Origin of the sequence: Aeromicrobium sp. Leaf245, assembly GCF_942548115.1 — a bacterium.
Lineage (GTDB): Bacteria > Actinomycetota > Actinomycetes > Propionibacteriales > Nocardioidaceae > Aeromicrobium.
Map to the genome: position 1 here is coordinate 1,961,175 of NZ_OW824151.1, position 14,494 is coordinate 1,975,668.

Here is a 14,494-nt window from a genome sequence, read left to right on the forward strand (position 1 = left end):
AGGGGATGTCAGGCCACTCCAAGTGGGCGACGACCAAGCACAAGAAGGCCGCGATCGACGCCAAGCGCGGCAAGATGTTCGCCAAGCTGATCAAGAACATCGAGGTGGCGGCACGTCAGGGCGGGCCCGACCCCGACGGCAACCCGACGCTCTACGACGCGATCCAGAAGGCCAAGAAGTCGTCGGTCCCCAACGACAACATCGACCGTGCGGTCAAGCGCGGCGGCGGCATCGGCGAGGACGCCGTCGACTACACGACGATCACGTACGAGGTGTACGGCCCGAGCGGCGTCGCCCTCCTGGTGGAGTGCCTCACCGACAACAAGAACCGGGCCGCCATGGAGGTCCGCACGGCGGTCAGCCGCAACGGTGGCAACCTCGCCGACCCGGGCTCGGTGGCGTACATGTTCCACCGCAAGGGCGTCGTGCAGGTGCCGGCCCAGGACGCCGGCGAGGACGACATCCTCCTGGCGGTGCTCGACGCGGGTGCCGAGGAGGTCAAGGACCACGGCGAGGCGTTCGAGGTGATCAGCGAGGCGTCCGACCTGGTCGCGGTCCGCACCGCGCTGCAGGACGCCGGTCTGGACTACGACTCCGCGGAGGCCTCCTTCGTCCCGTCGGTCGAGGTGCCGGTCGACGTCGAGGGCGCCAAGAAGGTCATCAAGCTGGTCGACGCGCTCGAGGACCTCGACGACGTCCAGAACGTCTACTCCAACGTCGACATGAGCGACGAGGTGCTCGCCGCGCTCGACGAGGAGTAGGTCCGCCAGGAGCATCGGACGTCGGTGCCGGCGGGAGGTGCGTCGGTCGGCGTGGCGTCCGGTGGGGCGTCGGGGGAGCGGGTTATCGTTCGAACATGCGTTCTCCCACGCGTGTGCTCGCGGTCGATCCCGGGCTCACCCGCCTCGGCCTCGGCGTCGTCGAGGGCTCGGTCGGTCGACCGCTGCACCTCGTCCACGTCGACGTGCTGCGCACCCCTGCCGACCTCGACACGGCCAAGCGCCTGCACCGGCTCGAGCAGGGGCTCGAGGAGGCGGTCCGGCTGCACCGTCCGACGGTCGTCGCGGTCGAGCGGGTGTTCAGCCAGAACAACGTGCGCACCGTCATGGGCACCGCGCAGGCCAGCGGCGTGGCCATGCTGGTCGCCGCGCGGCACGGCATCGACGTCCGCCTGCACACGCCCAGCGAGGTCAAGGCCGCCGTCACCGGCAGCGGTCGGGCCGACAAGGCCCAGGTGGCCGCCATGGTGGTCCGGCTGCTCCGGCTCGCCGAGGCCCCGAAGCCGGTCGACGCCACCGACGCGCTGGCCCTGGCCATCTGCCAGATCTGGCGCGGGGGAGCGCAGAACCGCCTGCAGCAGGCGCAGGCCCAGCTGAAGGAGTCCGTCCGATGATCGCCCACGTGCGCGGCGAGGTCGCCGCCCTCTCGCTCGACTCCGCGGTCATCGACGTCGGCGGTCTCGGCCACCACGTCTACTGCACGCCGGGCACGATCGCGCGGCTGCGGCTCGGGGAGCAGGCGCAGCTGGCCACGTCGCTCGTGGTGCGCGAGGACTCGCTCACCCTCTACGGCTTCGCCGACACCGAGGAGCGCGACATGTTCGTGCTCGTGCAGACGGCCAGCGGGATCGGTCCCAAGGTGGCCCAGGCCATGCTCGCCGTCCTCCCGCCGGACCGCTTGCGACGCGCCATCGCCGAGTCCGACCACGCCGCGCTCACCTCCGTCCCGGGCATCGGTCGCAAGGGCGCCGAACGCATCGTGGTGGAGCTCAAGGACCGGGTCGGTCCCGTGCTCCCCACGTCCGCCGCGCCGGGAACCTCCGCCGCGCCCTGGCGTGCCCAGGTCCTGCAGGCCCTCGAGGGTCTCGGGTGGTCCACCCGCGACGCCGAGAAGGCCATCGAGTCCGTCTCCGACGCCGCAGGCGACTCGCCCGACGTCGGCCAGCTGCTGCGGCTCGCCCTCCGATCGTTGTCCAAGGCGTGAGCGGCGTGCACGACGACTCCTACCCCGAGGCATCCGCCTACGACGTCGACGGGCTCGACGCGGTCCTCGCCGAGGCCACGCCCGACGACCGGGCGTTCGACGCGGCGCTGCGTCCTCGCACGCTCGAGGAGCTCGTCGGCCAGGAGCGCGTGCGCGAGCAGCTGTCCCTCGTGCTCGAGGCGGCCCAGGGGAGGGGGCGGACCCCCGACCACGTGCTGCTGTCGGGCCCGCCCGGCCTGGGCAAGACCACGATCGCCATGATCATCGCCCACCAGCTCGGCGCCCACCTGCGGCTCACCAGCGGGCCCGCGATCCAGCACGCCGGCGACCTCGCGGCGATCCTCTCAGGCGTCGACGAGGGCGACGTCCTGTTCATCGACGAGATCCACCGCATGTCGCGCCCGGCCGAGGAGCTCCTCTACATGGCCATGGAGGACTTCCGGGTCGACGTCATCGTCGGCAAGGGCCCGGGTGCCACGGCCATCCCCCTGGAGATCCCGCCCTTCACCGTCGTCGGGGCCACCACCCGGGCCGGTCTGCTGCCCGGACCCCTGCGCGACCGGTTCGGCTTCACCGCCCAGCTGGACTACTACGAGTCGGCCGAGCTCAAGCGCATCGTCGAGAGGTCCGCGCGACTGCTCGACCTGACGATCTCCGACGACGGCTCCCACGAGATCGCGTCCCGCTCGCGTGGGACCCCGCGCATCGCCAACCGCCTGCTGAGGCGGGTGCGTGACTACGCCCAGGTGCGCGGTGACGGCACCGTGGGGCACGGCGAGGCCCGCAGCGCGCTCGCCCTGTACGAGGTCGACGACCTCGGTCTGGACCGTCTGGACCGGGCGGTGCTCCAGGCGCTGTGCGCCAGCTTCGGCGGGGGACCGGTCGGCATCAGCACGCTCGCGGTCGCCGTCGGTGAGGAGCGCGAGACCGTCGAGGAGCTCGCCGAGCCCTTCCTCGTGCGCCTGGGCTTCCTCGCGCGGACGCCTCGCGGGCGCATCGCGACGCCCGCTGCCTGGCGGCACCTCGGTCTGGCGGCGCCCGCCGGGACCGACCAGCTGCCGCTCGACGACGCCGCGGACCCGGTCTAGAGGCACCTGCTCGACCCGGGCGCCGTCCGTGGAAGCATGGACAGGGCCGCCGGGCTTGGTTGCATGTCTAAACTACTCCCTGGCCCCGTGCCAGGTCCGCTGTGCGGACGTCATTCCCTTCGACGGAGCAATCTCGTGTCCGATGTCTACAGCTTCATCCCGCTCGTCCTCCTGCTGGTCATCTTCTACCTCCTGGTCATGCGCCCCGCGCGGGCTCGCCAGAAGGACTACCTCGCCACCCAGACCGCGCTCGAGCCGGGCCGCCGGGTCATGCTCGCCAGCGGCATCTTCGGCGAGCTCGTGTCGCTGGGCGACACCGAGGCCGAGCTGCGCATCGCCCCGAACACGGTGATCACCGTCAACCGCCAGGCCGTCGCGAAGGTCGTCGACCCGAGCCCGACCACCGAACCGGAGAGCCCGACCGACTGATGGCCAGACCCGCGCCCCGTCCCGGCAGGAGCACTGCCGGCATCCCGCGTCCGCGACGCACGCTGCTGCTGTTCCTCGCCCTCCTGCTCGCCCTGTTCGGACTGCTGGCAGGGCTCGACCTCAAGGACGGCGGCGGGGTCTGGAAGCCCAGGCTCGGGCTCGACCTGCAGGGCGGCACCCGGATCACCCTGCAGGCCGAGGCGTCCTCCGGTGACGTCACGCAGGCCAAGCTGCAGGAGGCTCGGGACATCATCGACCAGCGGGTCAACGCCACGGGCGTGAGCGAGGCCGAGGTCTCCACGCAGGGCGGCAACCAGGTCGTCATCGAGATCCCGGGGCAGCGCAAGGGCAACATCGTCGACGAGGTGGGCCGCACCGCCCAGCTGCGCTTCCGTCTGCTCTGGGGGTCGGGGCAGAGCGCGGCCCAGGCACCGGACCAGAAGGCGGTCGCGGCGGCGGCCAAGACCGTGAGCGCGGCGGACTGGTCGAAGCTCTCGCTCGACCAGCTCATCGCCGCGGAGACCCAGGGTCTGGACTCGCTGCCGAAGGACTACGCCTCGGCCGCCGAGGCGCTGCAGACCGAGCTGGCCGGGTTCCGGTGCACGAAGGACGACCTCGCGGTCGACGACGTGCCGGACGAGCCGATCGTCTCGTGCGACCCGTCCACGGGCGAGACGATGATCCTCAGCCCCACCGTCATCGAGGGCACCCAGGTCAAGAGTGCGGACGCCGTGGTGCCCCAGGGCTCCGTCGAGTGGGTCGTGGCGATCGAGCTGCGCAAGGCCGGGACCGAGGCCTTCGACGCCATCACCGACGCGCTCTACCAGCAGGAGCAGGCCGGCAACCAGGCCGCGTCGCGCTTCGCGATCGTGCTCGACGGCGAGGTGCTGAGCGCACCGACCACCAACGGCCACTTCACCAACGGAAGCTCGCAGATCTCCGGCGGGTTCACGCAGTCCACGTCGCAGTCGCTGGCCAACCAGCTGAAGTACGGGGCACTGCCGCTCACCTTCGAGGTCAACGGGGTGTCCGTCGAGGGCCCCTCGCTCGCGGGTTCCCAGCTGGAGGCCGGCATCGTCGCCGGGGCCATCGGGCTCGTGCTCGTGATGGCGTACCTGCTGCTCTACTACCGCGCGCTCGGGCTCGTGGCCATCGGCTCGCTGCTCGTCGCCGGCGCGTCCACCTACGCCATGGTGCTGCTGCTCGGGAAGTCGCTCGGCTTCACGCTGACCCTTCCCGGCATCGCGGGCCTCATCGTGGCCATCGGCATCACCGCGGACTCGTTCATCGTCCTGTTCGAACGGATCCGTGACGAGGTGCGCGACGGCAAGTCGCTGCGCCTGGCCGTGGAGTCCGGCTGGGAGCGCGCGCGTCGCACCATCCTGGCCGCGGACGGTGTCTCGCTGCTGGCGGCGGTGATCCTGTTCATCTTCGCGATCGGCGTCGTGCGCGGGTTCGCCTTCGCGCTGGGTCTCACCACGGTGATCGACGTGATCGTGGTGTTCCTGTTCACCAAGCCGCTCATGTCGCTCCTGGCGCGCACCACGTTCTTCGGTCGCGGCCACAAGCTCTCCGGCTTCGACGCGGCCCATCTCGGCATCGGGGACCGGGCCGTCGACCGCACCGGACCGGTCCGCCGTCCGGACCGAGCCCCGACACCCGGCAGCACCACGGGAGGACGATCCTGATGGGACGCATCAGCAGCTTCGGCCAGCACCTCTACACCGGGCGGGTCTCGGTCGACTTCGTCGGACGTCGTCGGCTCTGGTACTCGATCTCCGTCCTCATCATCGTCGCCTCCACGCTCGGCTTCGTCGTGCAGGGCTTCAACCTCGGCATCGAGTTCAAGGGCGGTGTCGAGCTGACCGCCAAGGTGCAGAAGGCCGACGCGGCCACCGCCGACGCCCTCGCCCAGGCGATCGAGGACGCGAACGTCCCCGCCGCGGGTGACCCGATCGTCACGACCTCCGGCTCGGACACCGTCCGGATCGACGTCCGTGCCCTCAGCCAGGACGAGACGTCCGTGCTCGAGAAGGCCCTGACCGACGCGGGCGCGCAGGAGGTGAGCCAGAACCTCATCGGGCCCTCGTGGGGCAAGCAGGTGGCCACCAAGGCGCTCACCGGCCTCGCCGTCTTCCTGGTGGTCGTCGTCATCTTCATCGCCGCCTACTTCCGCGACTGGCGCATGTCGCTCGCTGCGCTCGTGGCGCTCGCCCACGACGTGCTCATCACCGCGGGCGTGTACGCCTGGTCCGGCTTCGAGGTCACGCCCGCCACGGTCACCGGCTTCCTGACGATCCTGGGCTACTCGTTGTACGACACCGTGGTCGTGTACGACAAGGTGCGCGAGAACACGCACGGCGTGCTCGCCTCGTCCCGTCGTACCTACGCCGAGCAGGCGAACCTCGCCGTCAACCAGACGCTCGTGCGCTCGGTGAACACGTCCGTCACCGCGCTGCTGCCCGTCCTGGCGTTGCTCGTCGTCGGCACGTTCGTGCTCGGGCAGGGGCCGCTGAAGGACCTCGCCCTCGCGCTGTTCATCGGCATGGCCGCGGGGACCTACTCCTCCATCTGCATCGCCACACCGCTCGCCGTCCAGCTGCGCGAGCGTGACCCGGCGGTCGCGGCCCACACCGGGCGCGTGCTCGCCCGGCGCGAGAAGGACGCCGCGACGCCCAGCGCGGGCGAGGCGGTGCCGGTGGCGGCCGGGGCGGGAGCGGGAGGTCGTCGCCAGCCGACGCGAGGTCCGCGGTCGTCGCGCAAGCGCGGTGGCAGCGGCCAGGGCCGGGCGGGTCGGTCCTGAGCTCTCAGGCGACCATGACATGCTTGCGCGCATGAAGAAGCTCGCTCTCGCCGGCGCCGTGCTCGCCGCCGCCACGACCCTGACCGCCTGTGGATCCGGGAGCAGCGCCTACTGCTCCGACCTCAAGTCCGCCACGAAGGAGTTCGACTCCCTCGAGGGCAGCGACCTCGGGCAGATCGACAAGGCCTTCGCCACCTTCCACAAGCTCGCGGACGAGGCCCCCTCCGACGTCGAGTCCGACTGGAAGGTGCTCGACGACGGCATCACGTCGGTCGAGAAGTCCCTCGACGACGCGGGCATCAAGCTCGAGGACCTCGCGAAGGTCCAGCAGGGCGAGCTGCCCGAGGGCGTCGACATGGCCAAGCTCCAGGGCCTGGCCGCCGACTTCCAGAAGCTGAGCGACGAGAAGTTCACGAAGGCCTCCGACGCCATCGAGAAGCACGCCAAGGACGAGTGCGACGTCGACCTGAGCGGCAACGGCTCCTGACGTCCATGGACGCGGCCACGGCCATCGACGCCTGCGTCCGGCCGGTCGAGGACTGGCCGGCGCAGGGCGTCACCTTCCGTGACGTCACGCCCCTGCTGTCGAACCACGAGGCCTTCTCGGCCGTGTCGGCGGCCCTGCGCGACGCCGTGCGCGACCTCGATCCCGACGTCGTCGTGGGTGTCGAGGCGCGTGGCTTCATCTTCGGCGCACCGCTGGCCCTCGAGCTCGGCGTCGGCTTCGTCCCGGTCCGCAAGCAGGGCAAGCTGCCGGCCGACACCCACAGCGCCACGTACGCGCTGGAGTACGGCGAGGCCACGCTCGAGATCCACACCGACGCCCTGGCGCCCGGTGCCCGGGTGGTCGTCGTCGACGACGTGCTCGCCACCGGGGGCACGCTGGTCGCGGCCGGCGAGCTCGTGGCGGCGTGCGGCAGCACCGTCGTCGGCAACGTCGTGGTCCTCGAGATCGGCGCGCTCGGTGGCCGGGACGTGCTCGCCGGCACGCCGCTCGTCAGCCTGCGCCGCTACTGACCCCTCGCTCGTCGACCCCGCGATCCGTCAGGACACCCATGAACCCCCGTCACACCCGAACCATCGCCCTCGTGCTCGTCGCGATCCTGGTGCTCGGCGCCGCGGCCACGCTGCTCGACGTCCTGCTCTGAGGTCGGGTCCGTCCCGTGACCGCGGTGATCGGGCCTGTCCTACGATGGAAGGCACGACAGGAGCACTGAGTGGCTGAGCGCATCGACACCGACCACGGCGGAGCCGCCGAGACGGCTGCGCCGCCGGAACCTGCCCGCGTCGACCAGGCACCGGCCGGTGCCCGCGTGCGCAGCCGCCTGGCCCGCATCGGGGGCCGGTCGACGCCGCAGAACCCGGTGCTCGACCCCTTGCTCGCGGTGTACCGCGAGAACCACCCCAAGGCCGACGTCGACGTCATCCGCAAGGCGTACGAGATCGCCGAGCGCATGCACGAGGGGCAGACCCGCAAGAGCGGCGACCCCTACATCACCCACCCGCTCGCGGTGTCCACCATCCTGGCCGAGCTGGGCATGACCGGTCCCACCCTGTGCGCGGCGCTCCTGCACGACACGGTGGAGGACACGCCCTACACGCTCGACAAGCTCCGCGTTGACTTCGGCGACGAGGTGGCCCTGCTCGTCGACGGCGTGACCAAGCTCGACAAGGTCAAGTACGGCGACTCCGCGCAGTCCGAGACGATCCGCAAGATGGTCGTGGCGATGAGTCGCGACATCAGGGTCCTCGTCATCAAGCTCGCCGACCGCCTGCACAACATGCGCACGTTGCGCTACCTGCGGCAGGACAAGCAGGAGCGGATCGCGCGCGAGACGGTCGAGATCTTCGCCCCCCTGGCCCACCGGCTGGGCATGAACACCATCAAGTGGGAGCTCGAGGACCTCGCGTTCGCGACCCTGCACCCCAAGGTCTACGACGAGATCGTGCGCCTCGTGGCCGACCGGGCACCGTCGCGGGGGCAGTTCCTCGAGCGCGTGATCGGCGACGTCGAGTCCGACCTGCGCCACGCCAAGATCAAGGCGACCGTCAGCGGCCGCCCCAAGCACTACTACTCGATCTACCAGAAGATGCTGGTGCGCGAGCGCGAGTTCACCGACATCTTCGACCTCGTCGGCGTCCGGATCCTCGTCGACACCGTGGCCGACTGCTACGGCGTGCTCGGCGTCCTGCACGCCCGGTGGAACCCCATCCCCGGCCGCTTCAAGGACTACATCTCGGTCCCGAAGTTCAACATGTACCAGTCGCTGCACACGTCGGTGATCGGTCCGCAGGGCAAGCCGGTGGAGCTGCAGATCCGCACCCGTGCCATGCACCGTCGCGCCGAGTACGGCGTGGCGGCGCACTGGAAGTACAAGGAGGACGGGAGCGCGAACCCGTCCACGGCCAAGGGTGCCAGCCCCGGCAGCGACGACATGGCCTGGCTGCGCGAGCTGGTCCAGTGGCAGTCCGAGACCGAGGACTCCGTCGACTTCCTCGACAACCTGCGCTTCGAGATGAACAGCGTCGGCGTGTATGCGTACACGCCGCGCGGCGACGTGATCCAGCTCCCGGCCGAGGCCACGCCCGTCGACTTCGCCTACGCCGTGCACACCGAGGTCGGTCACGCCTGCATCGGTGCACGCGTGAACGGACGTCTGGTGTCGCTGGAGTCCGAGCTCAAGACCGGTGACGTGGTGGAGGTCTTCACGTCCAAGTCGCAGGACGCCGGACCCAGCCGCGACTGGCTCGAGTTCGTCAAGAGCCCGCGAGCCCGCAACAAGATCCGGCAGTGGTTCACCAAGGAGCGTCGCGAGGAGGCGATCGAGCGCGGTCGTGACCTCATCGCCAAGCAGATGCGCAAGGAGAACCTGCCGCTGCACCGCATCTTCAAGCACGACACGCTCGACGCGATCGCCAAGGACCTCAACCTGCCCGACGTGTCGGCGCTCTACGCCGCGGTGGGGGAGAACAACGTCGGCGCGCAGAACGTGGTGGAGCGGGTCATCTCCCTCTCGGGCGGGCGCGACGGTGCCGAGGAGGACCTCGCGGAGGCCACCGTCATCCCCGGCAGCGGCTCGCGCCGCCAGCGGGCCGACGGCCAGGCAGGCGTGCTGGTCGAAGGCGTCTCGGGCGACGTGATGGTCAAGCTCGCACGCTGCTGCACCCCGGTCCCGGGCGACGTGATCGAGGGCTTCGTGACGCGTGGCTCCGGCGTGTCGGTGCACCGCAGGGACTGCGTCAACCTGCAGTCGCTGAGGTCGCAGCCCGAGCGGCTGGTCCCGGTCCAGTGGGCGCCCAACGCGCACAGCACGTTCCTCGTGGCGATCCAGGTGGAGGCGCTCGACCGGCCTCGTCTGCTGAGCGACATCACGCGGATCATCTCCGACCAGCACGTGAACATCCTGTCCGCCGCGCTCTCCACCGGGCGCGACCGAGTGGCCAAGAGCAAGTTCAGCTTCGAGATGGGCGACCCCAAGCACCTCGACCACGTGCTCGCGGCCGTCCGCACCATCGAGGGCGTCTTCGACGTCTACCGCGTCACGCAGTGACGTCGGCGGGGTGACCGGCCGCTCGGTGGTCACCGGGTGGTCACCCGCTCGTCGCTTCGCTCCGTGACGCTCGGGCCATGACCTCGGGGGAGATCGACCGTCGCACCGCCGTCCGTTCCGCGGCCCTGGCCGCACTCACGACCGGCGGGGTGCTGCTCGGCGGCGGTCCCGCGTCGGCGCGTGGCGTACCGACACTGGTGCGTCGCGGCAGGCCGGAGCTCACGCACGGTGTGCAGGCCGGTGACGTGCACGCCGGCCAGGCGACCTTGTGGGGGCGTGCGGACCGTCCGGCGCGTCTCGTGGCCGAGATCTCGCGCGACCCGTCCTTCCGGCGTGCCGTGACCGTGCAGGGACCGCGCGTGACGCCCGAGACCGACCTGACCGGGCAGTGGGCCGTGCGCGGCCTCCCGCCGGGCTCCGACGTGCACTACCGCGTGCGTGCCGTCGACCTGCACGACCCGCGGCGCTCCGGACGTCCGGTAGCCGGCCGCCTGCGCACGCTCGGCGGGTCCCGACGGGACGTCCGCTTCCTGTGGTCCGGAGACGTCGCGGGGCAGGGGTGGGGTGCCAACCCCGAGTACGGGGGCTACCGCATCGCCGACGCGATGGCGCGGCGTGACGCCGACTTCTTCCTGTGCAGCGGTGACACCGTCTACGCCGACGGGCCGCTGCAGCCCACGGTCACGCTGCCGGACGGGCGCACCTGGAGGAACCTCGTGACCCCGGAGAAGGAGAAGGTCGCCGAGACCCTGGCCGAGTTCCGCGGCCAGTACCGCTACAACCTCGAGGCCGACAACTGGCGGGCCTTCCTGGCGAGCACCGCCCAGGTGACCCAGTGGGACGACCACGAGGTGACCAACAACTGGTACCCCGGCGAGGTGCTCGACGACCCGCGGTACACCGAGCGTCGGGTGGACGTGCTCGCCTCGCGTGCCCGCCGCGCCTTCCACGACTACGTGCCGGTGGCCGAGATCTCGCCCGACCGCGTGGGGCGCGTCTACCGCGTGCTGCACCAGGGTCCGCTGCTCGACGTGTTCGTGCTCGACATGCGCACGCGCAAGGACCCCAACACCGCCAACGACGAGACCCGACGCGACGGCGGCGTGCTGGGGGAGGAGCAGACTCGGTGGCTGGTCCGCGAGCTCCGTGCGTCGCGCGCCACCTGGAAGGTGATCGCGGCCGACCTGCCGATCGGCCTCGTGGTGCCCGACGGCGCGGCGGCGCAGGAGGGCATCGCCCAGGGCGACCCCGGTGCTCCTCTCGGTCGCGAGCAGGACGTCGCGCGGGTGCTCACCGCGCTCCAGGACGCGGGCATCCGCAACCACGTGTGGCTGACGGCGGACGTGCACTACACCGCCGCCCACCACTACTCGCCCGACCGCGCGAGCTACCAGAGGTTCGACCCGTTCTGGGAGTTCGTCTCCGGGCCGCTCAACGCCGGTGCCTTCGGTCCGAACGCGCTCGACGACACCTTCGGACCGCGCGCCGAGTTCGTGAGCGCCCCGCCCGTGGCGAACACCGGTCCCGCCGGCGGCTACCAGTTCTTCGGCGAGGTCGAGATCGACGCCCGCACCCGTGCCCTGACGGTCACGCTGCGCGACGTCGAGGGCCGGGGCCTGTACTCACGCACGTTGGAGGCGCAGCGTCGCTGAGTCGGCTCTCGTCCCTCGGGTGAGCCGTCCGGCTTCGTCGCCTCGTGCGGCCGGGTCAACGCTTGCTGCTGCGTCGCTGTGGCTGCAAGTCGGGGTGGTCTCCGAAAGGGGCCTCGACCGGAGCGGTGGGACTGGGCCGGGTGGGTCTGCGGGGTGTGGCTGGGTTCTCGCTTGCTGCTGCGTCGTTGTGGCTGCGAGTCGAGTCGGTCTCCGAGAGGGCCTTGACCGGGGCGGTGAGTCTGGGCTCGGGTGGGTTTGTGGGGCGTGGCTGGGTCCTCGCTTGCTGCTGCGTCGCTGAGGCTGCGAGGCGGGTCGGTCTCCGAAAGGGCCTTGACCGGAGCGGTGAGTCTGGGCTCGGGTGGGTCTGCGGGGCGCGGCCTCGATTCTCCTTCTGCGCGGGATTCACGCACGATGCTTCCTTCGCGTGGACCGTGCCTCGCGAAGGAAGCATCGTGGCGACGAAAAGGGCCCCGAACGGGCAGGGATTCTCCCTTCTCGTGGACCGTCCCACGCAGAGGAAGAATCCCTGCCCACCCGCCGCGCACCGGCGCCCCCGGCGGACGCAGGATTCTGCCTTCGCGCGCGGTAGCCCGAACGATGCTGCGTTCACGACGGGATCCGACCACGAACGCAGCATCCTTCGACCCCCCACGCACGAACGCAGAACCTTGCGTCCACCCGAGCCGCGCTCCGAAAGCTCACCCGAGCCCGGACCCGTCCGCCGGTCGAGGCCCTTTCGGAGAGCAGGTCCACTCGCAGCCACAGCGACGCAGCCGCAAGGAACGACCCACCAGCAGGAGCGCAGCAGCAACGAACGACCCACCAGCAGCAGCGCAGCAGCGGCTGGGGCGCAATGGCACCATCCATCGAGCGGACGCGCGCGAACGCAGAATCCTGCGTGACCCGGCCGCGCCGACAACCCAGCCGACGCCCAGCTCAGCTGTAGTCGGACGCGGCCTTCTGGGCCATCGCGAGGAACGACTCGTTCGACTCCAGCTTCTGCGTCAGGTCCTTCACCTTGCGGGCGTCGCCGGCGGCCTCGGCCTTGGCGAGGGACTCGCGGGTCTCGTCGATGGCGCGCTGAAGCTTGCCGATCATGTCGTCGGCGCGGGCCGACTTCTCCGGGTCCGAGCGCTTCCACTCCTGCTCACCGGCGGCACGTACGGCCTGCTCGACCGTGCGCAGACGCCCCTCGAGCTCCTTGACCCGGCCACGCGGGACCTTGCCGGCGGCCTCCCAGCGGTCGGCGATGTCGTGCAGCGCCTTGCGGGCGGCGTCGAGGTCGGTGATCGGCAGCAGCGCCTCGGCCTCGACCAGGATCTGCTCCTTGACCACGGCGTTGGCGGCGAACTCCTCGTCGAGCGCGGCGTTCGCGGCGTCGCGGGCCTGGAAGAACACGTCCTGGGCGGCTCGGAACCGCTTCCAGAGCTTGTCCTCGACGTTGCGCGGGGCGGAGCCCGCCTTCTTCCACTCGGTCATGAGGTCGCGGTACTTGCCCGACGTCGGACCCCACTCGGTCGAGGACGACAAGGCCTCAGCCTCGACGATCAGCTTCTCCTTGACCTTCTGCGCCGCCTCGCGCTGGGTGTTCTGCTCGGCGAAGTGCGTCTTGCGCTTGCGCGTGAACGAGGTGCGGGCGGCGCTGAAGCGGTGCCACAGCTCGTCGTCGGCGGACTTGCTGAGGCGGGGGAGCGCCTTCCACTCCTCCAGGAGGGCACGGAGCCGGTCGGCCCCGGCGCGCCAGTCCTGGCCCGAGGCGATCTTCTCGGCCTCCTCGACGATGCGGGTCTTGGCCACGCTCGCCTCGGCCACCTTGGCCTCCCGCTCGGCCCGACGCTCCTCGCGCTGCTTCTCGATCGCGGGAGCGAGCGCGTCCAGGCGCGCGTCGAGCGACGCGAGGTCGCCGATCGCGGCGGCGTCGGCCACCTCGCCGCGCACCTTGGCGACGGCCTTGGCCGCCTCGTCGGGCGACAGCGCACCGGTGGTCAGGCGCTTCTCCAGCAGGTCGACCTCGGTCTCGAGGCCCTCGAAGCGGCGGACGTAGAAGGCGAGACCCTCGGCAGGTTCTCCCACCTTCCACTCGCCGATCTCGCGCTCGGAGTCACCGGTCTTGACGAAGACCCTTCCTTCGGCGTCGACGCGGCCCCACGGATGCTCGGCGGCAGAGGTCATGGCGACAGTCTAGGAGGACACCACCTGGGCGTGACCACCCCGGCATCGCCTGGGCGTCGCCGCCGCGGACGAACCGCCGGGCGATCCGACGTCGCAGCCCCGCGTACCCTGTGGTGCGTGCTGCTCACGTCCTTCCCCGCCGGCCCGCTCCAGGCCAACTGCTACGTCGTGGCCCGAGGTCCCGGCACCGGCTGCGCCGTCGTCGATCCGGGCATGGACTCGATCGAGGGCGTGCGCCAGGTCGTCGCCGAGCACCGGCTGACGGTCGACGCCGTGCTCATCACCCACGGCCACTTCGACCACATGTGGTGCGCGCAGGACGTCGCCCGCGAGCTCGAAGCACCGGTGTGGATCCACCCCGCCGACCGGCACCTCCTGGCCGACCCCATGGCCGCGATCTCCGGACCGTCGGCGGCGATGCTGCGCGCCCAGTTCGGCCTCGACGACCTGCCGGAGTTCCGCGAGCCCGACGACGTCCGCGACGCGGTCGACGGTGCGGTGGTGGAGGTCGACGGGCTGCGGATCAGCGTCGACCACGTGCCCGGGCACACCCCGGGCACCGTCTACTACCGGGTGGACTGGGACGGTCCCGAGGATGTGTCGCAGGTGATGTTCTCCGGCGACTTCCTGTTCGCCGGGTCGATCGGCAGGACCGACCTCACCGGCGGTGACCACGACCAGATGCTCACCAGCCTGCGCGAGCGCATCCTCCCGCTGCCGGACGACGTCGTCGTGCTCCCCGGGCACGGGCCGCAGACGTCCATCGGACGTGAGCGGGCCACCAACCCCTTCCTGTCCGAGCTGAAGGAGGCCTGA

Annotated in this window: 13 protein-coding genes; 12 read left to right on the top strand and 1 reads right to left on the bottom strand. The window is 70.9% G+C overall.

Features of this window, described 5'->3' with window-relative positions; genetic code table 11:
- The first annotated feature begins 5 nt into the window (after positions 1–5).
- From NBW76_RS09695 to NBW76_RS09745, 11 genes are all read left to right on the top strand, one after another.
- Positions 6–761: a YebC/PmpR family DNA-binding transcriptional regulator gene (locus tag NBW76_RS09695; RefSeq protein ID WP_055970490.1), complete on the top strand. Its 756-nt coding sequence runs from the start codon at positions 6–8 to the stop codon at positions 759–761.
- A 95-nt stretch (positions 762–856) separates the two neighbouring features.
- Positions 857–1,393, top strand: coding sequence for a crossover junction endodeoxyribonuclease RuvC (locus NBW76_RS09700; RefSeq protein WP_056555065.1), 537 nt, complete (start codon positions 857–859; stop codon positions 1,391–1,393).
- Positions 1,390–1,983 carry a Holliday junction branch migration protein RuvA gene (gene ruvA, locus NBW76_RS09705; protein WP_056555062.1) on the top strand — a complete coding sequence of 198 codons (594 nt, stop codon included), beginning with the start codon at positions 1,390–1,392 and terminating at the stop codon, positions 1,981–1,983. The genes NBW76_RS09700 and ruvA overlap by 4 nt, the downstream gene beginning before the upstream one ends.
- A 5-nt stretch (positions 1,984–1,988) precedes the next feature.
- Positions 1,989–3,071, top strand: coding sequence for a Holliday junction branch migration DNA helicase RuvB (gene ruvB, locus NBW76_RS09710; protein WP_055970593.1), 1,083 nt, complete (start codon positions 1,989–1,991; stop codon positions 3,069–3,071).
- A 135-nt stretch (positions 3,072–3,206) separates the two neighbouring features.
- Positions 3,207–3,500: a preprotein translocase subunit YajC gene (yajC, locus tag NBW76_RS09715; RefSeq protein ID WP_055970484.1), complete on the top strand. Its 294-nt coding sequence runs from the start codon at positions 3,207–3,209 to the stop codon at positions 3,498–3,500.
- Positions 3,500–5,188 carry a protein translocase subunit SecD gene (gene secD / locus NBW76_RS09720; protein ID WP_056555058.1) on the top strand — a complete coding sequence of 563 codons (1,689 nt, stop codon included), beginning with the start codon at positions 3,500–3,502 and terminating at the stop codon, positions 5,186–5,188. The genes yajC and secD overlap by 1 nt, the downstream gene beginning before the upstream one ends.
- Complete coding sequence (gene secF / locus NBW76_RS09725) at positions 5,188–6,303, top strand: protein translocase subunit SecF (RefSeq protein ID WP_055970480.1); 1,116 nt, start codon at positions 5,188–5,190, stop codon at positions 6,301–6,303. Before secD ends, secF begins: the two co-directional genes overlap by 1 nt.
- Positions 6,304–6,334: 31 nt before the next feature.
- The gene (locus NBW76_RS09730) at positions 6,335–6,790 is read left to right on the top strand and encodes a hypothetical protein (RefSeq protein ID WP_055970478.1); all 456 of its coding nucleotides are present in this window, start codon (positions 6,335–6,337) and stop codon (positions 6,788–6,790) included.
- 5 nt (positions 6,791–6,795) lie between these two features.
- Positions 6,796–7,320: an adenine phosphoribosyltransferase gene (locus tag NBW76_RS09735; protein ID WP_056555055.1), complete on the top strand. Its 525-nt coding sequence runs from the start codon at positions 6,796–6,798 to the stop codon at positions 7,318–7,320.
- Between the two features lie 200 nt (positions 7,321–7,520).
- Positions 7,521–9,854, top strand: coding sequence for a bifunctional (p)ppGpp synthetase/guanosine-3',5'-bis(diphosphate) 3'-pyrophosphohydrolase (locus NBW76_RS09740; RefSeq protein WP_200914577.1), 2,334 nt, complete (start codon positions 7,521–7,523; stop codon positions 9,852–9,854).
- Positions 9,855–9,931: 77 nt separating this feature from the next.
- A complete protein-coding gene (locus NBW76_RS09745; RefSeq protein ID WP_056555052.1) occupies positions 9,932–11,506 on the top strand; it encodes an alkaline phosphatase in 1,575 nt (524 codons plus the stop codon).
- Positions 11,507–12,442: 936 nt separating this feature from the next.
- Here the strand turns inward: NBW76_RS09745 and NBW76_RS09750 are convergent.
- Complete coding sequence (locus NBW76_RS09750) at positions 12,443–13,678, bottom strand: DUF349 domain-containing protein (protein WP_055970472.1); 1,236 nt, start codon at positions 13,676–13,678, stop codon at positions 12,443–12,445.
- Positions 13,679–13,795: 117 nt separating this feature from the next.
- On the opposite strand from NBW76_RS09750, the gene NBW76_RS09755 reads away from it, so the two are divergent.
- Positions 13,796–14,494 (top strand): MBL fold metallo-hydrolase, encoded by a 699-nt coding sequence (locus tag NBW76_RS09755; RefSeq protein WP_056555050.1) that lies wholly within the window; start codon positions 13,796–13,798, stop codon positions 14,492–14,494.